The sequence below is a fragment of the Oscillatoria sp. FACHB-1407 genome (assembly GCF_014697545.1).
Lineage (GTDB): Bacteria > Cyanobacteriota > Cyanobacteriia > Elainellales > Elainellaceae > FACHB-1407.
Window position 1 is genome coordinate 235,056 of sequence record NZ_JACJSA010000011.1, and the last position, 21,045, is coordinate 256,100.

Below are 21,045 nucleotides of genomic sequence, written 5' to 3' on the forward strand. Positions count from 1 at the left end.
GATGTCGTCAGAGTCAGAATTTCAAAGCATAACAGCTCAAACCTTGTCGATCGCCCTTGAGCATCCCTCAGAGTTAGTAGTGGATCTGTCGGTTAGCTGTCAGGACTATCCCAAATATCGAGTTGATCAGCAATCCTTCGGAGCTTGGCAAAGCCAATCGTCTGACTATCGATTGGGGATGATCCTCAGTAATTTGCTGAAGTATGGCGTCTGGGTTGCCACAGCCACGGTTTTAATAGGTGGCATTCTATATCTCGTCTGTCATGGCGCAGAACCAGCCAACTATCACATCTTTCAGGGTGAACCCGATATCTTTCGATCGCCTGCTGGAGTGATCGATGCCGTATGTTCTGGCCGTCGCCGGGGCATCGTTCAATTAGGATTATTGTTCCTCATTGCAACTCCTGTGTTGCGTGTTTTAGTGTCTCTCATTTTCTTCATCAAGCAACGCGATAAGTACTACATCGTAATCACAGGATTAGTGATCAGTGGATTGCTCTACAGTTTGTTGGGGGCTTACTTCTAAAACAGGGTTGGGCGTTGACTCTGTTGTAGCCACTAAATGCGGTTTCACCACAATACTCATGCCAATTGCCCAAGCGATCGCCAACATCCATCCAGCTAAGATGTCGCTGGGGTAATGTACACCCAGGTACAGACGTGTCCAACCGATCGCAACTACATACACGGTGCCCAGCGGTAGTGCTAACCAGATCCAGCGGCTACCCCACGTCAAAAGAACGAAGGTTGCTGCAAACGCCATACTCGTCATGGCGTGACCACTGGGAAATGAAAAATCCTGCGGGGTTAAATACCCATCCCACAAGTGCGGGCGAACCCGATGCCAAAAGCCCTTTGCTGCTAGATTAATAGCCACGCATCCAACTAATGTTGTCAGCAAATAGATCAGCGATCGCCATCGTTTTTGTCGAAAAAAAGCAAACGCAATCGGGATGACGATGAGGGCAACCCGTTTCGCTGACCCAAGCGTTGTCAGTAACTCTGCTGTGCGATCGATAGTTGCAGTTGCCATGTCGTGGATCGCCATCATCAATGGCACTTCCCAAGTTAAACCACCCTCTAGTTTCCAGATCTGCAACGCTAGAATGGCAAACGCCTGAAGCGGAAGATACACGCCCAATGTTAATAAGAGAAGCGATCGCCAGTGGGTTTCAAACCAGGCTGTCAGGAATTTGGGGAACGGAGCAGAACGACTCATGCGAAATGGGCTAACTTCCAACTCACCATTACTAGAATGACGTAAACTGCAAATCGCAGCACCCTCTGAGGAGCGATTTTACACAGTTTTGCGCCCAACAATACACCAGGAATTGAACCCAACCAGATGGGAATGACTAACCCCCAATCAACCGTTCCCAGGGTTAAATGACTCAGTGAGGTGACACTTAAGAGCATGGCTGCCTGAGTTAGATCCGTGCCGACGCGTTTCTTCACATCTAATTGAAACAACGCAATCAACACCAGAGCAAACATTGAACCGGATGAAACACTGGTCATCCCAACAATGCATCCCAAAACGGCACTGATGGCGATCGCAATTCCTCGTCCGGTGAACGTGTCGAGATCTAACTTTGGGAGAGACGTCAACTGGAGGGAGGGAGCCACCATCATTAACAGGAGTTGCAGTAAAATAATCAGCGTGATGCATAGAATTGCAATGCCCAACAGCGGTAGCGCAGCAAATTGGGAAAGCCTGCCGAGAGAGTGGCTTTTTCTACATCACGGGGCATGGAATTGATGAAGGATTGCAACAGCAATTGGAGCAACTCAGCCGTGATTTTTTTGCTCAAGCTGTCGATAGCAAGTTGGCGATCGCCATGGAGCACGGAGGCAGAGCATGGCGCGGCTATTTCCCAGTTGGGGGTGAGTTGACCTCCGGTAAACCTGATATCAAAGAGGGGATTTATTTTGGTGCAGAGCTAGACGATAAGCATCCCCTTGTCCAGGCAGGGGTGCCGATGCACGGACAAAATCTGTTTCCAACAAACGATCCGGCTTGGCGTGAAACTGTGTTGCGCTATCTGGAGGCTATGATCACATCTTGATGGCGGGTATTGCGCTCAGCCTGGGGTTAGAAGCGAGCTACTTCCGCGATCGCTACACCAATGATCCCTTAATTTTGTTTCGCATCTTCAACTATCCTCCGACCCCACTTCAGCAGGAACCGACCTGGGGCGTGGGCGAACACACCGACTATGGACTGTTAACCATCTTGAAACAGGATGAATCTGGTGGGTTGCAGGTCAAGTCAAAATCACGTTGGGTTGAGGCTCCCCCGATTGCCAATACTTTTGTCTGCAACATTGGCGATATGCTCGATCGCATGACGGGTGGGTTGTATCGCTCGACTCCCCATCGTGTCAAAAATACTTCAGGGCGCGATCGCCTCTCTTTTCCTTTCTTTTTTGACCCTAATTTCAACGTTGAGGTGCAACCGATTGAATTGGTAGCTGCACTTGCGCCAGATGATCGGCACAAGCGATGGGATCAAGCCAGTGTCCATGAGTTTCAAGGAACCTATGGTGATTATGTGTTGAGTAAGGTGTCGAAAGTATTTCCTCAGTTGCGTCAATCTGTTTCTGGGCGTTGCTGATTGAGGATATGAAATCGCGAGCAAGATGCTCGCACTCCCTTGTGATGATCCCGATAGGGTGAGCGTCTCGCTCACGTTGGGAATTTACGTATCATTTGTCATTTCAGCAACGCCTGTTTCTGAAGCTTTTTCAAGGGAATCTACAGCGCGATCGCTTTGAGTCGCACCTGATTTAACATCAATTCGGCTAAAGGGTCTGGCGAATGAAGCCTGCGGATTTGACAGCTCAATTCTTATCCCGAACTGCGAATCGGGCTGAGTGGCATTTTGAATGAAGTAGTACAGTGGGAATATGGAGTTCAGATAGGATCAATGGGCGATATTGTCATTGGGCTTGATTTAGGAACGGGGGGTGTGCGGGCGATCGCCGTTGATCTGCAAGGAACCCTAATCGCTCAAGCTGTCGAGAATTATCCCCTGTTAACGCCCAAACCGGGATGGACTGAACAATCCCCTTCTGATTGGATAAACGCTAGTTTTAGTGCCCTGTCAACACTGGCTCAGCAGGTGAGTCGTGATCGGGTGATTGCGCTGGGGCTATCAGGACAAATGCACGGCATGGTGCCCCTGGATGCGGAGGGGCAGGTTATTCGTCCCGCTATCTTGTGGAATGATCAGCGGACGGGTAGTGCAGTAGCGGCGATCGAGGCGATCATTCCCCGTTCAGATTTGATTCAGCGCACGGGAAATCCTGCGATTACGGGGTTTCAACTGCCTAAATTAGTATGGCTTTCTCAGGAGGAACCGCAAGCCTTTGAACGGTTACGCCACGTCCTCCTACCGAAAGATTATTTGGGATACGTGTTGACGGGCGATCGCGCCACAGAGCCATCGGATGCATCGGGCACAGGGTGTTTGAACCTTGCCAGTCGCCAGTGGGATGCCGATATTCTTCAAGGATTAAACTTGAGCGCAGAGTGGTTTCCGATGGTAATCGAATCAACCGCGATTGCTGGACGATTAAAACCTGAGATTGCTGAGCGGTTGGGGCTTCTGGCAGGGTTGCCCGTGATTGCAGGTGGGGGTGACAATGCAGCGGCGGCGATTGGCTTGGGAATCTCCTCTAATAACTTGAATCAGGGGAGTTTGAGCATTGGCACATCGGGGGTGATTTTTGTACCGTGCGATCGCCCCATACCCGATCCACAGGGGCGAGTGCATCTGTTTTGTCATGCCGATGGTGGCTACCATCTTTTGGGTGTAACACTAGCCGCTGGTGGAGCATTGCGCTGGTATCGCGATACTTTAGCAACCGGGATAGCGTTTGAGGACTTGATGCTGTTGGCGGAGCAGTCTCCTGCGGGGGCACATGGGGTTCTGTTTTTGCCACATCTTGCCGGAGAACGTAGCCCCTATCTCGACCCAGATGCTCGTGGAGCTTGGGTTAACCTGTCTCTTGCCCATACACAGGCAGATATGGTGCGGGCGGTGCTAGAAGGGGTGGCGTTTGGGCTGCGGGAGGCGTTAGATGTAGTTAACGGGATTGCTCCAGTTCAACAACTCACGGCGACAGGTGGTGGGGCGCGATCGCCTCTCTGGTTGCAAATTCTCTCCGATGTGTTGCAGACCAAATTAGTCGCACCGAAAGCAGAAGAAGGAGCCGCATACGGAGCCGCCATTCTAGCTATGGTTGGGGTAGGCGCATATCCTGATCTAAATAGCGCATTTGCCATCTTGCCCCAATCGAATCAGATTGTAGAGCCGCAACCAAATTCTACGTATGAAGCTGCGCTGCTACGGCATAAGTTGCTCTACGAAGCTCTCAAAACCGTTCGTTGTTAATATTGGTAGAGATTGGAAATGCCAAGTCTAGACTGCATTCGCGGCTATCAAAGCGAAGTCCACCAACGCGGACTCCGGAAAATGCAGGATTTGACGAACTGATACAGGTCGATTTTGCTCCTATAGCGGTGATTTTAACTGCTAAAATCCTGATCCCAAATTCACGTTATTTAATTTGCGTTTCTAAGATGGCTTGAGCCGCTGCTTCATTCGTAATCAATCCAGTAATCAACTTACCTCTTAACGCGGCTAAAATCGCATCTGCTTTTTTAACACCACTCGCAACTCCGATCACCAATCTTTGAGCGGGTTGTTCTAAAGGAACACTGGCAACTCGGTTATTAATTCCCTGCTTTAATAACATACCGTGCTGATCGTATGCCCATCCTGCAATTTCGCCCACGGCTCCTAATTCAATCAGTTCGGTGAGTTCGTTGTCATTGATGAATCCGTCACTGTGTAATGGTCCATTCCAGGCGATCTGACCGATGCCGATGTAAGTGACCTTTGCCTGCTCTGCCAGAGTTTTGACGGTGATAAATGATCGCTGCGTTTGTAGTAATTCTCGTTCTTCCACACTGGTTGCCACAACTGGAGTAGGAACGGGATACACTTGCGATCCAATGCGATCAGCTAAATGAATCACCACTTCATACCGTCCCGCTCGCCCATATTGCGACATATTGCCGATGATGGAAACAATTTTGTGTTGCGGTTGTTGCATGGATGGAATTTGATCCACCATTGCTCGTAGTGTGCGTCCCGATGAAAATGCAATCACCATCGGCGTTTTATTGATCAGGTATGACTCCAAATGGGTTGCCGCACATACTCCTATTCCGACGAGATTATCGCCATTAGCAGCATCTGTCGGGACTACCTCACACATTGCCAGTTCAAAGCGATCGCGCAACTGTTCTGCTAAAGCAATACACTCACTCAACGGATGGTCAAGTCGAAACTTAATTAATTTCTCACTCACGGCTAACGCAACTAATCGCTGTGCTGCTTGTCGTGACACATTTAGCTTTGCAGCAATCTCTTCTTGCGTATTTCCGGCAATGTAATAGAGCCAAGCTGCATGGGCTGCCAGGTCAAGTTTGCGATCGCGTCGTTCCGCTAGGGGTTCTCTCATATCCAGTGCTTTGGGAGCAATACCAGGGGTGATGAAATTTTTTCGTCACTATATTATCCATGCACAATCATCTAGGCACAAAAGGGATAGCTGTTCAAACGAGAGCGAAGCAGCAAACATCTACCTTAGGACTGAAAAATAAATGAGCAATTCATCTTAACTAAAAATTTTGCTCAATCTATCGTTAGTTAGATGATAAGTCTTAACCCAAAAAACTGAGACGTAGAGGAAGATAGCTCTACCCATTTTCCCCACTCCCTATCTCTAAATTCCTCCCGTCACCTCCAAATTGAAGCCCGTAATGTAACTTGATTCGTCGCTCATCAAGAAGGCAACTCCACTCGCAACCTCCTCCAGACGTCCTAGACGACGCAGGGGAACGGAGTTGATCATCTGCTGCTCCACTTTTTTGGGATCCGTGTCAAAGTATGGTGACCCAACCCCCGCTTGCAATTCAGTCTGTCGTGTCCACATCATCCCAGGACCAATTAACGCAGGCGACAGGGAATTGACTCGGATGCCATGAGGAGCCAAATCCTTTGCTGCTGTCTGAGTCATACCCACGACCGCAAACTTGGATGCGCCATACGCCAACATGTTGGGCGGACCTACCACTCCGGCATGGCTTGCCATATTGACGATCGCCCCCCCACCCATCTCGCGCATTTGTCTTGCGGCTGTCTTGAGGACGTGAAACACCCCAAGAATGTTGATTTCCATCACTTTTTGAAAGTCATCGTCGGGATACTCATCCGTCGTGGCAAACACCCCTTGATAGCCAGCATTGTTAAAAACGTAATCTATGCGGTGGTCTACCTGCTGAAGCTGCTTTGTAGCATTGGCAAAGGTTTGAGCAACGTCGCTAGAGCAAGTTACATCACAGCGCAGAGTTACCACTGGAACATGAAAGTGGGCTAATTCCTGGGCAATCTCCTGCATTTTGGCTTCATTCAGATCAACCAACACGACCCCTGCTCCGTTAGAGGCAAAGCGGTAAGCAGTTGCACGCCCGATATCGCCCGCACCACCCGTGATCAAGATGGCTCTACCAGTAAAGCCATAGGTTGTTTTAATCGTCATTCGCTAAATTCCTTATAAATAAATGTTGCAAATGTTGCTTTTTTTCTCAGCAATTTTCAAACGACAGGTATGATTTCTATTATTGAGCAATTGCTCTTATTCTGAGCATAAAGTCAATCTCTGTAACAAAACCTTTTCTCACATCTAGCGAATGTTGCCAATCCTCCCCCCATGTGATGGGTAACATTGCATTTTTCAATGATTAGATTTTTCAACCATAAAAAAGGAGTGGTGCGATGCGTCAATTTCGCTTCGCTAAAATGATCATTGCGTTCTTGGTCGGAGTCTTTCTGGTGCAAATTAATGCCTGTTCACCAGGCTCACAGAATGCAGATAATTCCTCCGGTGCGCAGTCTAATGAAAACACAACATTAACGATCGCCACTGTTAATAACAACGACATGGTGATCATGCAGGATCTCTCAACACAGTTTGAGCAGGATAATCCAAATATCGATTTAAATTGGGTTGTTTTAGAAGAAAACGTGTTGCGCCAGCGAGTTACAAACGACATCGCTAACCGGGGCGGACAGTTTGATATTCTCACCATTGGCACGTATGAAACACCTATTTGGGCAAAACAGGGTTGGCTGGTGCCATTTGAGAACCTATCTGCTGAGTACGACGTAGATGACATTTTGCCACCCGTGCGAGATGCGCTTTCTTACGAGGACAAGTTGTATGCATTGCCTTTCTATGCCGAAAGTTCGATGCTTTACTACCGCAAAGACTTGTTCGATCAGGCAGGCATTACCGTTCCCGAACAACCAACCTATGAGCAAGTCAGGCAATGGGCAGAACAGGTGCATAATCCTCAAAACGGGGTATACGGCATTTGTCTGCGCGGCAAACCGGGGTGGGGTGAGAACACGGCGTTCTTTACGACTCTGGTCAATACCTTTGGTGGCAAGTGGTTTGATACCAATTGGCAGCCTACGTTAGACAGCCCTCAATGGAAGGAAGCGTTGACCTATTACGTCGATATTCTCGATAAATATGGTCCTCCGGGAGCTAGCTCCAACGGCTTTAACGAAAACTTAGCTCTGTTCTCAACTGGCAAATGTGGCATGTGGATAGATGCGACGGTGGCAGCCGGTAAACTGGCTGACCCACAGGAATCGCAAGTGGCAGAAACGGTTGCCTTTGCGCGTGCGCCTGTCGCCAGCTATCCCAATGGTTCGAACTGGTTGTGGGCATGGTCGCTAGCCGTTCCCTCGTCCACCAAATCTCCTGAAGCGGCTCAACAATTTATCCAGTGGGCAACCTCTAAAGAGTATGTACGACTCGTCGCTGAAGATCGGGGTTGGGTTGCTGCACCTCCAGGCACTCGTCGATCGACCTATGACAGTCCGGAGTACCAGGAAGCAGCTCCCTTTGCCAATATTGTGTTGACTTCGATTGAGTCTGCTGACCCCAGCAAACCTACGGCTGACCCCGTGCCTTATACAGGTGTGCAATTCGTTGCGATTCCTGAATTTCAGGCACTTGGAACCCAGGTTGGACAAACGCTTGCAGCCGCGTTGACCAAACAAGTCTCTGTGGATCAGGCGTTGCAGCAAGCTCAAGGTAACGCAGTAGAAACCATGAAACGAGCAGGCTACATCTCGTAATTCTCCAGATCTGCGACTTCTTTAATGCTTTGAGAAGTCGCAGATTCTCTCTGATGCCTCCTGAAGGAGGTGAGATTGTTCACTTCATCACTCCCTTACTCTGCCTATGTCCTCTACGTTGGCGGTTAAGCCTCATAACACAAAGTCAAAACGACAGGTGGCAACCCTTCCGTTAGTTGCGCCATCGGTCACGGTTCTATTGATTTGGATGATCGTACCGTTGTTGATGACGCTGTGGTTTTCAGTGCAACGGTACAACTTACTCAATCCTGCCAATAGTGGTTTTTCAGGACTAAACAACTATATTTCGCTACTGTCTACCTCGTCATTGTGGATTTCGATCTTCAACACGTTGGTATTAGTGGGTTCAGTTTTAGTCATTACAATCACGCTTGGTACTCTTCTGGCGGTTCTCTTTAACGAGGACTTTTGGGGTCGAAGTATTGCTCGCTTGCTAGCGATCGCCCCCTTCTTTGTCATGCCGACGGTGAGTGCGTTGGTCTGGAAAAATATGCTGATGCATCCGGTCAACGGATTGTTTGCCTATGTGACGCGATCGTTGGGGTTGGGGGCGGTTGATTGGTTTGCTCAGTATCCGATGCTGTCGGTAATTTTGATTGTGTCGTGGGAGTGGTTACCGTTTGCGTTATTGATTCTGCTGACGGCTATTCAATCGCTGGATCACGAGCAGGTAGAAGCCGCACGAATGGATGGAGCAAAATCAACTGCCATTTTTCGCTTTATTACATTGCCTCATTTGGGACGGGCGATCGCTGTTCTGGCAATGATTGAGACGATTTTCTTCCTGACGATTTTTGCTGAAATTTTCGTCACAACCTCTGGTGGTCCTGGTTTAGCTACGACTAATCTGGCTTACTTTATCTATCTCAGAGCGTTATTTGAATTTGATGTAGGTGGCGCATCTGCCGCAGGTCTAATTGCCGTGATTCTGGCAAACATTGTGGCAATCTTCTTAATGCGTCTTGTGGCTCGTAATTTGGACGTTTGAACAGGAATTGAATTATGTCACCTGCAACTTCTAAACTCTACCGTCATTTGTTTGTTACTGCTTTAGGATGGCTAGCGGCTGGACTGTTATTCTTTCCCATTTTTTGGATGGTTTTAACGAGCTTCAAGACTGAAGTTGAAGCAGTTTCCTTACCGCCTAAACTCTTTTTTCAACCCACATTAGAAAACTACGTTTCAATTCAAGAACGAGCAGATTACTTGTCATTTGCGATCAACAGTATTGTGGTATCAGTTGGGTCAACACTACTGGCAATTCTACTGGCGGTTCCTGCTGCCTATGCGATGGCATTCTTCCCGACGAAACGGACTAAAGGTACGTTGTTGTGGATGCTTTCGACTAAAATGCTGCCTCCCGTTGGGGTATTAGTTCCCATTTACTTATTATTTCGAGATTCCAATTTACTCGATACGCGCATTGGTTTAACGATTATCTATACCCTGATTAATCTTCCAATTGTGGTGTGGATGATCTATACCTTCTTCAAAGATGTTCCCAAAGATATTCTCGAAGCTGGACGCATGGATGGAGCATCCCCCAAGCAAGAAGTATTTCATGTGCTGATGCCACTGGCACTACCGGGTATTGCCTCAACGGCACTCCTCTCCATTATCCTGTCCTGGAATGAGGCATTTTGGAGCTTAAATCTAACGACTACAAATGCGGCTCCGTTAACCACATTTATTGCCTCATTTTCTAGCCCACAAGGATTGTTCTGGGCGCAGTTATCTGCGGCTTCAACTCTGGCGATCGCCCCCATTTTAATCTTTGGTTGGCTCAGTCAACGGCAACTGGTTCGCGGCCTGACCTTTGGAGCGGTGAAATAGAAGTAGAGAAAGATTTTTCTCCGCTCTATTTCCCACTCCCTATCCCCTCTTCAAAACACAATTTAGGAGTCTTTCATGTCAACTGTTACGTTACGAGATATTCGCAAACGCTACACCGATTTTGATGTGATTAAAGGCATTGATTTAGATATCAACGATCGCGAGTTTGTTGTGTTTGTTGGCCCTTCCGGGTGTGGTAAATCGACGCTACTGCGAATGATTGCTGGCTTAGAGGAGATCACGTCGGGTGATTTGCTGATTGATGGCGATCGCATGAATGATGTGCCTCCCGATAAACGGGGATTGGCGATGGTGTTTCAGACCTACGCTCTTTATCCCCACATGACAGTGGCTGAAAACATGGCATTTAGCCTGCGTCTGGCAGGTGTTCCCAAAGCTCAACGACATGAACGGGCACGGGAAGTCGCTCGAATTTTGCAGTTAGAATCTCTGCTCGATCGCAAGCCGAGAGCATTGTCGGGAGGACAACGGCAACGGGTGGCGATCGGTCGGGCGTTGGTACGAAAGCCGAAGGTGTTTTTGTTTGATGAACCTTTATCTAATCTGGATGCAGCCTTACGGGTGCAGATGCGAATTGAACTGGCGAGCCTGCATGACAGTTTGCAATCGACGATGATTTACGTGACACACGACCAGGTCGAAGCCATGACCCTGGCGGATAAAATTGTGGTGTTGCAGGGTGGTGTTATTGAGCAGGTGGGTTCCCCGTTGGAACTGTATCACCATCCGCGTAATTTATTTGTGGCCGGGTTCATTGGCTCCCCTCGGATGAACTTCCTGACCGTTACGGTGACGGATATTCAGAACTCTGCAACAACCGTTAAACTCCTCGGTGGCGAAACGGTGTCTATCCCCGTGCAGCCCACACACCTGACCGTGGGCGATCGCGTCACATTGGGTATTCGTCCTGAACATTTGCGGTTCGATCGCAGCAATGCTACTGTTCCTGGAGAAGTCAGAGTCGTTGAGCGATTGGGTGGAGAAACCTTTGCCTATGTGCGGTTAGCAGATGGGGACACGATTGTGGTGCAAACAGATGGAGATAGCCCGGTGCGGTTGCATGATCAGGTGCCGATTCATATTGATGGCGATCGCTGCCATTTGTTTGACCCACAGGGAATCACAATTCCCAAAGCCGAATTACATCCTCTAGCGGTGTAACCATCGAATTGTCGTCGTGGCAAATGTTGCTAGGGGTGGGTTTAGCAGATATGTTTTTGGCTCTACCGTTATAGCTACCGCCACTTTATTTAGGACAGGGGGTCTGGAACCTCCTGCACTCCGTCCTAACCCAAGTGACTGCGGCTATAACAACAAAACTCGCCCCTACAGCCCGTTACAAAACAATTCTTGAATGACATGAATATGACAAACACAGGTTCAATCATCAAGTTAAATGAGCAATCCTTGCCTCATCTACAAACTAATGTTCAAATTCCTCAATACGATCGCCATCGAGTAACGAACGGCATTGTGCATATTGGTGTTGGTGGATTTCATCGAGCACATCAGGCGTTATATCTCGACAACTATTTGCATCACAGCGGTGATCACCAGTGGGGCATCTGTGGTGTTGGCTTGCTGGAGTTCGACCAAAAAATGCGCGATGCTCTCCAGTCGCAGGACTGTTTGTATACGCTGGTAGAGCGTTCACAGGAAGGCGATCGCGCCCGTGTGATCGGTTCCATTACTAAATATCTGTTTGCACCGGATAATCGCAACGCTGTGATTGCAGCACTAGTTGATCCGCGTTGTCGCATTGTGTCGCTAACAATTACCGAAGCGGGGTATTACTACATTGAGGGAACAGGTGAACTAGATGCCAATCACCCAACTATTCAACATGATGTGCAACACCCAGATGAACCCATTGGCGTGTTTGGGTTTTTAACAGCTGCATTAAAGGGGCGACTTCAATCAGGTCTAAAACCGTTCACGGTGTTGTCGTGCGATAACTTGCAAGGTAACGGCAAGATCGCTAAAAAAATGCTGACTGCCTTCGCAGAATTACAAGATCCGGAGTTGTCTAAGTGGATCGCGGGACATGTTGCATTTCCTAATAACATGGTCGATCGCATTACTCCTGCAACCACTCCATCCGATGTAGACATGGTACGCGATCAATTTGGGATTGAAGATCAATTTCCAGTGGTGGCAGAACCGTTTTTGCAGTGGGTGATTGAGGATCATTTTTGTGCGGGCAGACCCAACTGGGAAACGGTTGGTGTGCAAATGACAGATGACGTTCATCCCTACGAAATGATGAAGATTCGTCTTCTCAATGCCAGTCACCTACTGATCGGGTATTTGGGAACGCTCACCGACTATACCTATGTTCATGACGTGATGGCTGATCCGCTGATTCGGCAAGCGATCGATCGCCTGATGAATGAGGTCACACCCACGCTGCAACCGATCCCTGGTATTAATTTGGACGACTACAAAAAGACTTTGATTGAACGGTTTGCCAATCCTAAAATTCGTGATCAGTTGCCGCGCCTTTGTCTCAACAGTTCTGCCAAAATTCCTAAATTCATTCTAGGGTCACTCCAGGATGCATTGCGGCAGGAAGGGGCGATCGATTATATGAGTTTGGCGATCGCTGCCTGGTTTCGTTACCTCAAAGGACAGGATGAACAGGGCAAGCCGATTGCTATCGATGATCCAATGGCAGAGATTTTGACTCAACGCGCCCATTCTGGAGGAGTTGATCCCACACCACTGCTCAGTCTCACGGAGATCTTTGGTGACTTGCTCCACTCATCTCGATTTGTGGACGCTGTTACACACCACTTACGCAGCTTTAATGAGCGCGGAGTCAAAGGAACACTATCTCAACTGTAAGCACACAACTGGCAGAGTAGCCTTAATGAAAGGGGGCAATCCAAGTAAGAGTTTGGAGTCCCCCCGTTAAAGCTACCGTGTACACACAAGTCTTCATAACCCCCTACATCTCCCAATTCTGGAGGATTTTGAGCCTTTGCCAAGGGGCTTGACCCAACCAGAAGCACCCGTACTTGAAACCGATGCAAAGCATGCCTTTGGGTGAACTGAAACACCTTCTGCTGGGGGCTTTCGCTTCGCCAAGCTTAGACCAAGTGGGGAGGCAGTAGCGGTAACTCAAGATGATAGAAATGAGATTAGCCTCTACCTTGAGATAGATTCATTGTCCTACTTCAGTCGCGTTTAATGGGGTGAGCCATATGGGCATACGGGTAGTACCTCAATGAAGCGTGATAAAGCAGGCAAATTCGCTCAATCCTGGAGCGGGGAATCCAAACAGTCTGTCAAATTGTCTCTGACCCATACGGCATGGCAATTGTTAGAGCGGCAAGCCGGAGAATTAGGCATTTCCCGTTCTGAACTGGTTGAGCGATATGCCCGCTCCCACCAGAAACCTTGCTGTCAGGAAAACAGCATGCCGCCAGTGGCAATATCGGAAAGTCTTCCATCTGAAGCATCACTGGTGGAACAAATTGCTGTGTTGCGGCAACACAATCGACACCTGCAAAATCAGATTGCTGAGTGTCAACAACGAATGGATGAGTTGCAGTCGCAGGAGCAGCGATTTCAGCGAATGGTGGACGCCATTCCCCATATGGTTTGGGTTTGCCGATCGAACGGTGAGGTGGAGTATTTTAACCAGCAGAGTTTGGATGCGTTTGGAATTACTCTAGAGCAATTGTTGGCTGAGGGATGGCATCCTCTCGTGCATCCAGATGATTTGCAGCGCACCGTTGATGCTTGGAGCGCATCGGTGACTACTGGTACTCCCTATCAACTGGAATATCGCCTGAAACTGGCAGATGGTTCCTATCGGTGGTATTTAGCACAGGCATTACCTGATCGAGATGCGAGTGGGCATATCACTCGTTGGTTTGGCACCTGCACCGAGATTGAAGCGAGCAAACAGTTAGAACAGAAGCTTCAGCAACAAGCAGATGCCCAAATGAATGAGCGGCAATGGTTAGAAGCCGTGCTCAATTTGTTGCCAACCCCGTTGATTCTGGTTGATCCAGAGCAGTGCCGCGTGACATTCTCCAATCGGGCTGCAAACGCGATCGCAGGAGTCGATCTGGTTAAGGATGTTGGCACAACTTACAACGAAGACTATCACTGTAAAGATGCCGCAGGACAGGTGATTCCGCCGGAGCAGCTTCCGGCAGTACAAGCAGCACAGGGAGAGAAAATTGTTGGTGCAGAGATTAGTTGGCATACTCCCGCTGGGGTCTTTCCGCTGTTGGTACACACAGATTTGTTACCTGCCATGCACGATCGCTCTGCAACCAGTATCGTCGTTTTTCAAAACATTAGCGAACGGAAGCGAATTGAGGAACAACTGAAGGAAAGTCAGCGGTTTATTAAGCAAGTTGCTGATGCAACTCCTGGAATTCTCTACATCTATGATCTGATCGAACAACACAATGTTTATATCAATCGTCAAATTGGCGAGGTTTTAGGATACACACCTGATGCAGTCAGGGCAATGGGCAACACTTTGTTCCTGACGCTGATGCATCCTGAAGATTTAGCAAGCTTACCCGCTCACATAGAACGCTTTGACCGTGCTCAGGATGGAGAGGTCATTGAGCGAGAATATCGGATGCGTCATGCTAATGGAGAATGGCGTTGGTTGTGGAGCCGAGATTTGGTCTTTTCACGCACTGAAACGGGTGTGCCCCGTCAGGTTCTGGGAATTTCTCATGATATTACTGACCGCAAACAGGCTGAACTCGTTAGTACACAGCTTTATCAGGCAGAGCAAGCTGCACGGACACAGGCAGAAGCCAGTGAGCAACGCTTTCGGTTTCTCGCAGAATCGATTCCCCAAATGGTGTGGGTGGCTCAAGCTGATGGCTTTACTGAGTACTATAATCAGCGGTGGTTCCAATACACCGGGTTGACGCTGGAGGAAAGCCAGAATGCAAAAGGCAGCTTCCGCCATCCTGATGACCATGATCGCTTTGGTAAGGCTTGGGTTAAGGCAGTCACGAACAAGGAAACTTTTCAATCTGAACAGCGGATCAGACGCGCTGATGGTAGTTATCGCTGGCATTTAACGCGAGCTTTCCCGCTACTCGATGAGAAGGGTGAGATCCTCAAATGGTTTGGCTCCTGCACGGATATCGATGATTGGAAGCGAATGGAGCAAACTCAACGCTTTTTAGCTCAAGCCTCTCAAACCTTTGTGGCAGCAAGTTTAGATTTGCCAACGATTTTAGACACAGTGACTCGTTTAGCAAGTGAGCTAACCCAGGATGTCTGCGTCCTCAATTTGTTGAGTGGCGATCGCCACGCCTTCAACCATGTTTCTTTCTACCATCCCGATCCGGAGATTCGAGCGTTTGTTGGAGACTTGTTAGAACGGCATCCCCACTGCATAGATGCCGAACTTGGGGAACGGGTGATGCAAACTGGGGAATCCTTGCTAATACCCGTCACGTCTCAAGCCGATGCGGCTACCATCAAATCGGAATATCGCCTCTACCTGGAACAATTTCAAGTGCGTAGTGTACTGCTCGTTCCGCTGAAGGTGCAGGGACAACCGATGGGTGTGCTCAGCCTCACCCGTCATGCCCCTGCTGATCCGCATACGCAAGATGATCTGAATCTATTTCAAGATCTGGCAGATCGAGCGACGATGGCGATCGCCAACGCAAAACTGTATCAGCAGGCAGAGCAAGCCCGCCAACAGGCCGAACGAACGGCGGATCGTACAGCCCGTCTACAAGCCGTTACCGCTGCCCTATCAGAATCATTAACTCCAGTGCAGGTGGCAGAAGTGATTGCACAGCAAACGTCTGCTGTGGTGAACGCTGCCTCCGTGATGGTGGCACTTTTGACACCCAAAAAAGATGAATTGGAGGTCATTCATTTTCTGGGTTATGACGCAGAGATTGCACCGGAATGGCGACGCTTCTCGTTAACCGTTGCCACCCCTTTGACAGACGCCATTCGCACAGGACAACCGATGTGGGAGGAAACCCTGGAGGAGCGTATCACCCGGTATCCCCATCTCGCGAACGTCTATGCCCGGGCTCCGTATCCCGCCTGGATTTCTCTGCCGTTAATGGTTGAAGGACAGGCTGTTGGCGGGATAACGGTTACGTTTGCCCAATCCCCTCAGCTAAAACCAGACGATCGCGCATTTATGCTCTCGCTAGCACAACAGTGTGCCCAGGCGATCGCCCGTGCCCAGCTTTATGAAGCTGAACAACAAGCCAGAGCCCAGGCTGAAGCGGCGAATCGAACCAAGGATGAATTCCTGGCAGTCCTGTCCCACGAGTTACGAACGCCCATGAATCCTATTCTGGGCTGGGCAAGATTGCTGCAACAGGGAAATTTGGATGCTGAAAGAACGGCGATCGCGCTGGAAACGATTGAACGGAATGCAAAACTTCAGGCTCAACTGATTGAAGATCTGCTGGATGTCTCCCGAATCCTGCAAGGCAAACTGAGATTGAACATTAGCCCTGTTTCTCCGGTTGCGACGATCGCGGCAGCCCTCGAAACGGTGCGATTGTCGGCAGAAGCAAAAGGTATTGAAATTCAAACCGTACTGGATTCTAAAACTGGATGGATTAATGGAGATGCGAGCCGCTTACAGCAGATCGTATGGAATTTGCTCTCTAATGCCGTGAAATTTACCCCATCGGGTGGTCGTGTTGAGGTGCGCCTGGAGCAAGTTGGAACCTGTATTCAAATTCAAGTCAGTGATACAGGACAGGGGATCAACCCTGATTTTCTACCGCATGTTTTTGAATATTTCCGGCAGGCGGATAGCAGTACAACCCGTCGCTTTGGCGGATTGGGTTTAGGGTTGGCGATCGTTCGTCATCTGGTTGAACTGCATGGAGGAATGGTTCGTGTAGAAAGCCCTGGTGAAGGATTAGGTGCCACCTTTACGATTCGATTACCAATCCTGACCACTCAACGAGACGCAAGCACTGACATCCAACCTTCGCTCGTCTCACCGGATCTGAGTGGAATGCAGATTCTTGTGGTTGATGATGATCCAGATACGCGCAAATATATTGCCTTCATGTTAGAGCAAGCTGGAGCGACTGTTTCAATTGCTGCTTCTGCAACGGAAGCACTCATGAAACTAACCCAGTCTAAGCCAGATCTGTTGTTAAGCGACATTGGAATGCCGGGTATGAACGGTTATATGCTGATCCGTCAGGTTCGAGCTTTACCGTTGGAACGGGGCGGAAACATTCCGGCGATCGCTCTAACTGCCTATGCCGGAGACTGTGATCAACAACAAGCCCTTGAGGCTGGTTTTCAGCACCATGTTGCCAAGCCAGTAGAGCCAGATCAACTGCTCAAACTGATTGCGGATTTGACGCGAGTTGATTTGTCCCGTGTTTAACCCTCATCCCCCAACCCCTTCTCCCACTTGAGAGAAGGGGAGTTAGAGTGGCTTGAAGTCTCTCTCCCAAAATGGGGCTACGGTGTATACAGATCTCTGCTCTTTTCCATAATTGGAGAACCAGGCATTGGGGGAGTTTCCCCAAACCCCCATTGGGGGACGCCACTGCCTCCCCCAAACCCCTTAGCAGAAGGTGTTTGAGTTAACCCAAGGACGCGCTTCGCATCGGTTCCAAGTCCGGGTGCTGCTGGTCGGGTCAAGCGGTTTGACGAGGGCTCAAAGTCCCCTAGGATTGGGGAATTTAGCGGGCTGAGAGGACTTGTGTGTACACGGTAGCCCAAAATGCGGAGAGGATTGAGGGTGAGGTGCATTGGATTGACGCGCAGCAGGTTAACTGCAACTGTACTAGTGTTGCGAACACAAAGTTCTGCAATGTAGGGGGTTTGGGGGCTTCTCCCCCAAGAAGGGGTTTCATCCCTTCACCCCTTTCAAAACTTATTTTTTGCTGTACTAGTAGAGCTATCTAGCTCAAATCCGTAACTGCACCCAAACTGCTCGTCGAAACCAATTTTGCATACTTTGCTAAGACGCCTCGCGTATAGCGGGGGGCAGGGCGTTGCCAGACAGCACGGCGTTGTTCAAGTTCTTCCTTTGGCACATTCAGTTGTAGCAATCGGGCATGGGCATCAATTGTGATTTCGTCGCCTTCTTGCACCAGTGCAATGGTTCCACCTTCAAATGCCTCCGGTGCAACGTGACCGACTACCATGCCATACGTTCCACCCGAAAAGCGTCCATCTGTGATGAGCCCAACGGAATCGCCCAGACCTGCGCCAATAATTGCCGAAGTTGGAGCCAACATTTCTCGCATTCCGGGACCCCCTTTAGGACCTTCATAGCGAATGACAATGATATCTCCTGCGTTGATTTTGCCTGCAAGAATGGCATCCAAACAAGCTTCTTCGGACTCAAACACCCGTGCTGGTCCGGTAATTTTAGGATTTTTAACGCCTGTAATTTTTGCAACGGCTCCTTCAGTTGCCAAATTGCCTTTGAGGATTGCCAGATGTCCGGTAGCATACATTGGATTGCTCCAGGGGCGAATGACATCTTGATCGGCTCGCGGTTCTTCAGGCACGTCTTTGAGGCGTTCTGCGATCGTTTCTCCAGTAATCGTTAAGCAATCGCCATGAATCAGATCGTGTGCCAGCAGCATTTTCATGACCTGAGGGATGCCACCTGCCGCATGAAGATCCGTTGCCACATACCGTCCCGATGGTTTGAGATCGCATAGAACTGGAACTCGTTCACGAATGGTTTCAAAATCATCAATTGTCCAAGGAACTCCAGCAGAGTGGGCGATCGCCAAAAAGTGCAAAACAGCATTGGTAGAACCACCGACTGCCATTACCACTGACACTGCATTTTCAATCGATTTACGTGTAATGATGTCTCGCGGCAAAATTTGCTTGCGGATTGCCTCCACTAAAACTTTTCCAGCCAGTGCTGTATTGTCTGCTTTTTCTGGATCAACCGCAGACATTGTAGACGAATACATTAAGCTCATGCCCATCGCTTCAAATGCAGCAGACATTGTATTTGCTGTAAACATCCCACCACAGGAACCCGCGCCTGGGCAGGCATTGCGCTCTACGGCATACAGCATTGCTTCATCAATTCTGCCTGCACTGTACTGTCCAACCGCTTCAAAGGAACTCACGAGAGTTAAATCTTGACCATTGAGATGCCCAGGTTTAATCGTGCCGCCATACACAAAAATGGCAGGAATATTCATGCGTGCCATGGCAATCATTGCACCGGGCATATTCTTGTCGCAGCCCCCGATCGCCAGTACACCGTCCATACTTTGAGCATTACAGGCAGTCTCAATGGAGTCTGCAATTACATCGCGTGATACGAGAGAGTATTTCATCCCTTCCGTACCCATCGAAATGCCATCACTGACGGTGATCGTTCCAAACAGTTGGGGCATTCCACCTGCTGCTCGAATGCCTGCTTCGGCTTCTGTGGCGAGCGGTGCAATTCCCATATTGCAAGGAGTAATTGTACTATGGGCACTCGCAACTCCCACAATTGGCTTGGTGAAGTCGTCATCTTTGAACCCAACGGCTCGCAACATGGCACGGTTGGGCGATCGCTGCAAACCCTGAGTGATGCTCTGGCTTCTAAGGTTCTCTGGCATGGTGTTTCTCACCCTCGTTCAATACTCATATGGATTGTTATTGGAGTATAAGAAGCTGTTTTATGTATGTCCAATATATGTTTTGATAGATTTGAGACGAGAAACATATCAAATGATAGAACTGCGTCACCTTCGCTATTTTGTAGCGGTTGCGGAAGAACTCCACTTTAATCGGGCTGCTGAGCGGTTGCACATCGCTCAACCCCCACTCAGTCAGCAAATCAAGCAGTTAGAGACAGAACTGGGAGTAGAGTTGTTTTACCGCCGCACAAAGCGACAAGTTCAGTTAACCGAAGCAGGACAGGTTTTATTGCAGGCGGCTTACCGAATCTTGGCTCAAATCGAACAGGCAATGAGCGATACGCAACGGGCAGGCAAAGGCGAAACGGGAACACTCACAATTGGGTTTACAAGTACGGTTGTTTACGATGTTTTGCCTGCTATTTTGTCTCAATATCGGGAGCAATTTCCAAATGTGAATCTTGTCTTACAGGAGTTGACCACAACTCAACAAGAAGAAGCGTTGCAGAATCATCAAATTGAAGTTGGGTTTTGTCATCCACCGCTTAAGGAAGATAGTTTGCAATTAGAATCGATTTTGCAAGAACCACTGGTCGTAGCATTGCCAGAAACTCACCCGCTTGCAAGTAAAACAACCATTCCAGTCAGTTCACTTGCACATGAATCTTTTATTTTGTTTCCGCGCCATCTTGGCCCCGGTCTGTATGACCAAATTGTTAGTTTTTGCCAGCAATCGAACTTTAATCCAAAGGTTACGCAGGAAGCGGTTCAGATGCAGACAATTATTGGATTGGTTTCAGCAAAGATGGGAATTGCGCTGGTTCCGGCTTCCCTACAAAATCTGCAACGAACAGGTGTTGTTTATAAACCGCTACAAGGTGAAACGCCGCAAGTTGAAGTTGCGATCGCCTGGCGAGCGGAGATAGTTTCACCCGTTTTACACGAATTCCTGAAGGTTGTCAGACTGTACATTAAGGAGAAATATGACTATAACAACTGTCTCGATAGTTGCTAGAGAGATTTCACGTGAAACATTCTGCGTTGCTGATCCAATGGATGAATTTTGTAGAGGCATTTCGCGAAACGCTCCTACAGACCTGGTGTGTTTTCGAGAATCATACCTGTATTCAGCAAACGCTACTTAAAAACCTCAAATCTATCAGGGTTACTTTTCGTAGTAACTCAGAAATGATGCGTCAGTAACCCATCTACGATTAGCTTGCGGGTGATGGTTGCCAGAGATGCGAGATCTGAGCTAACCCATAACGCTAAATCGTTTCCTCTCCAGAAGAATTATCTGATTGCTCAGGTTGAGAATCCGTTAATAGAGGGAGTTGTAAATCATCAACCTGC

Annotated in this window: 16 protein-coding genes; 11 read left to right on the top strand and 5 right to left on the bottom strand. The window is 48.8% G+C overall.

The window, feature by feature from the left end; all coding sequences use genetic code 11:
- The first annotated feature begins 1 nt into the window (after position 1).
- Entirely contained in the window at positions 2-526 is a 525-nt protein-coding gene (locus tag H6G89_RS19325) for a DUF1634 domain-containing protein (RefSeq protein WP_190509397.1), read from the top strand.
- Here H6G89_RS19325 and H6G89_RS19330 read toward each other — a convergent pair.
- Both H6G89_RS19330 and H6G89_RS19335 read right to left on the bottom strand, forming a co-directional pair.
- On the bottom strand, positions 479-1,219 hold the full coding sequence (locus H6G89_RS19330; RefSeq protein ID WP_190509399.1) for a phosphatase PAP2 family protein: 741 nt from the start codon (positions 1,217-1,219) through the stop codon (positions 479-481). The genes H6G89_RS19325 and H6G89_RS19330 overlap by 48 nt on opposite strands.
- Positions 1,216-1,686: a sulfite exporter TauE/SafE family protein gene (locus H6G89_RS19335; RefSeq protein ID WP_242060018.1), complete on the bottom strand. Its 471-nt coding sequence runs from the start codon at positions 1,684-1,686 to the stop codon at positions 1,216-1,218. Before H6G89_RS19335 ends, H6G89_RS19330 begins: the two co-directional genes overlap by 4 nt.
- Between H6G89_RS19335 and H6G89_RS34495 the strand changes: the two genes are divergently transcribed.
- The 3 genes from H6G89_RS34495 (at position 1,674) to xylB (ending at position 4,396) form a co-directional block, all read left to right on the top strand.
- On the top strand, positions 1,674-2,066 hold the full coding sequence (locus H6G89_RS34495) for an isopenicillin N synthase family oxygenase (protein ID WP_199336813.1): 393 nt from the start codon (positions 1,674-1,676) through the stop codon (positions 2,064-2,066). The two genes, H6G89_RS19335 and H6G89_RS34495, sit on opposite strands and share 13 nt — an antisense overlap.
- Positions 2,066-2,614 (top strand): isopenicillin N synthase family oxygenase, encoded by a 549-nt coding sequence (locus H6G89_RS34500; RefSeq protein ID WP_199336814.1) that lies wholly within the window; start codon positions 2,066-2,068, stop codon positions 2,612-2,614. The genes H6G89_RS34495 and H6G89_RS34500 overlap by 1 nt, the downstream gene beginning before the upstream one ends.
- A gap of 312 nt (positions 2,615-2,926) precedes the next feature.
- Positions 2,927-4,396 (top strand): xylulokinase, encoded by a 1,470-nt coding sequence (gene xylB, locus H6G89_RS19345; RefSeq protein WP_190509401.1) that lies wholly within the window; start codon positions 2,927-2,929, stop codon positions 4,394-4,396.
- A 166-nt stretch (positions 4,397-4,562) separates the two neighbouring features.
- On the opposite strand, the gene H6G89_RS19350 is transcribed toward xylB, so the two are convergent.
- Both H6G89_RS19350 and H6G89_RS19355 read right to left on the bottom strand, forming a co-directional pair.
- The gene (locus tag H6G89_RS19350; RefSeq protein WP_190509403.1) at positions 4,563-5,531 is read right to left on the bottom strand and encodes a sugar-binding transcriptional regulator; all 969 of its coding nucleotides are present in this window, start codon (positions 5,529-5,531) and stop codon (positions 4,563-4,565) included.
- 264 nt (positions 5,532-5,795) lie between these two features.
- On the bottom strand, positions 5,796-6,611 hold the full coding sequence (locus tag H6G89_RS19355) for an SDR family NAD(P)-dependent oxidoreductase (RefSeq protein ID WP_190509405.1): 816 nt from the start codon (positions 6,609-6,611) through the stop codon (positions 5,796-5,798).
- 236 nt (positions 6,612-6,847) lie between these two features.
- Here H6G89_RS19355 and H6G89_RS19360 point away from each other — a divergent pair, with 236 nt between their 5' ends.
- From H6G89_RS19360 to H6G89_RS19385, 6 genes are all read left to right on the top strand, one after another.
- Positions 6,848-8,221 (top strand): ABC transporter substrate-binding protein, encoded by a 1,374-nt coding sequence (locus H6G89_RS19360; RefSeq protein ID WP_190509407.1) that lies wholly within the window; start codon positions 6,848-6,850, stop codon positions 8,219-8,221.
- A gap of 106 nt (positions 8,222-8,327) precedes the next feature.
- On the top strand, positions 8,328-9,230 hold the full coding sequence (locus tag H6G89_RS19365) for a carbohydrate ABC transporter permease (RefSeq protein ID WP_190509409.1): 903 nt from the start codon (positions 8,328-8,330) through the stop codon (positions 9,228-9,230).
- Between the two features lie 14 nt (positions 9,231-9,244).
- Positions 9,245-10,075 carry a carbohydrate ABC transporter permease gene (locus tag H6G89_RS19370; protein ID WP_190509411.1) on the top strand — a complete coding sequence of 277 codons (831 nt, stop codon included), beginning with the start codon at positions 9,245-9,247 and terminating at the stop codon, positions 10,073-10,075.
- A 75-nt stretch (positions 10,076-10,150) separates the two neighbouring features.
- Positions 10,151-11,257 carry an ABC transporter ATP-binding protein gene (locus H6G89_RS19375; protein ID WP_190509413.1) on the top strand — a complete coding sequence of 369 codons (1,107 nt, stop codon included), beginning with the start codon at positions 10,151-10,153 and terminating at the stop codon, positions 11,255-11,257.
- 204 nt (positions 11,258-11,461) lie between these two features.
- Complete coding sequence (locus H6G89_RS19380; RefSeq protein ID WP_242060019.1) at positions 11,462-12,940, top strand: mannitol dehydrogenase family protein; 1,479 nt, start codon at positions 11,462-11,464, stop codon at positions 12,938-12,940.
- 382 nt (positions 12,941-13,322) lie between these two features.
- Complete coding sequence (locus tag H6G89_RS19385; protein ID WP_190509416.1) at positions 13,323-17,468, top strand: PAS domain-containing protein; 4,146 nt, start codon at positions 13,323-13,325, stop codon at positions 17,466-17,468.
- A 523-nt stretch (positions 17,469-17,991) separates the two neighbouring features.
- Here H6G89_RS19385 and ilvD read toward each other — a convergent pair.
- Positions 17,992-19,671 carry a dihydroxy-acid dehydratase gene (gene ilvD / locus H6G89_RS19390; RefSeq protein WP_190509418.1) on the bottom strand — a complete coding sequence of 560 codons (1,680 nt, stop codon included), beginning with the start codon at positions 19,669-19,671 and terminating at the stop codon, positions 17,992-17,994.
- A 112-nt stretch (positions 19,672-19,783) separates the two neighbouring features.
- Between ilvD and H6G89_RS19395 the strand changes: the two genes are divergently transcribed.
- Positions 19,784-20,707 carry a LysR substrate-binding domain-containing protein gene (locus tag H6G89_RS19395; protein WP_199336815.1) on the top strand — a complete coding sequence of 308 codons (924 nt, stop codon included), beginning with the start codon at positions 19,784-19,786 and terminating at the stop codon, positions 20,705-20,707.
- The last annotated feature ends 338 nt before the right edge of the window (positions 20,708-21,045 follow it).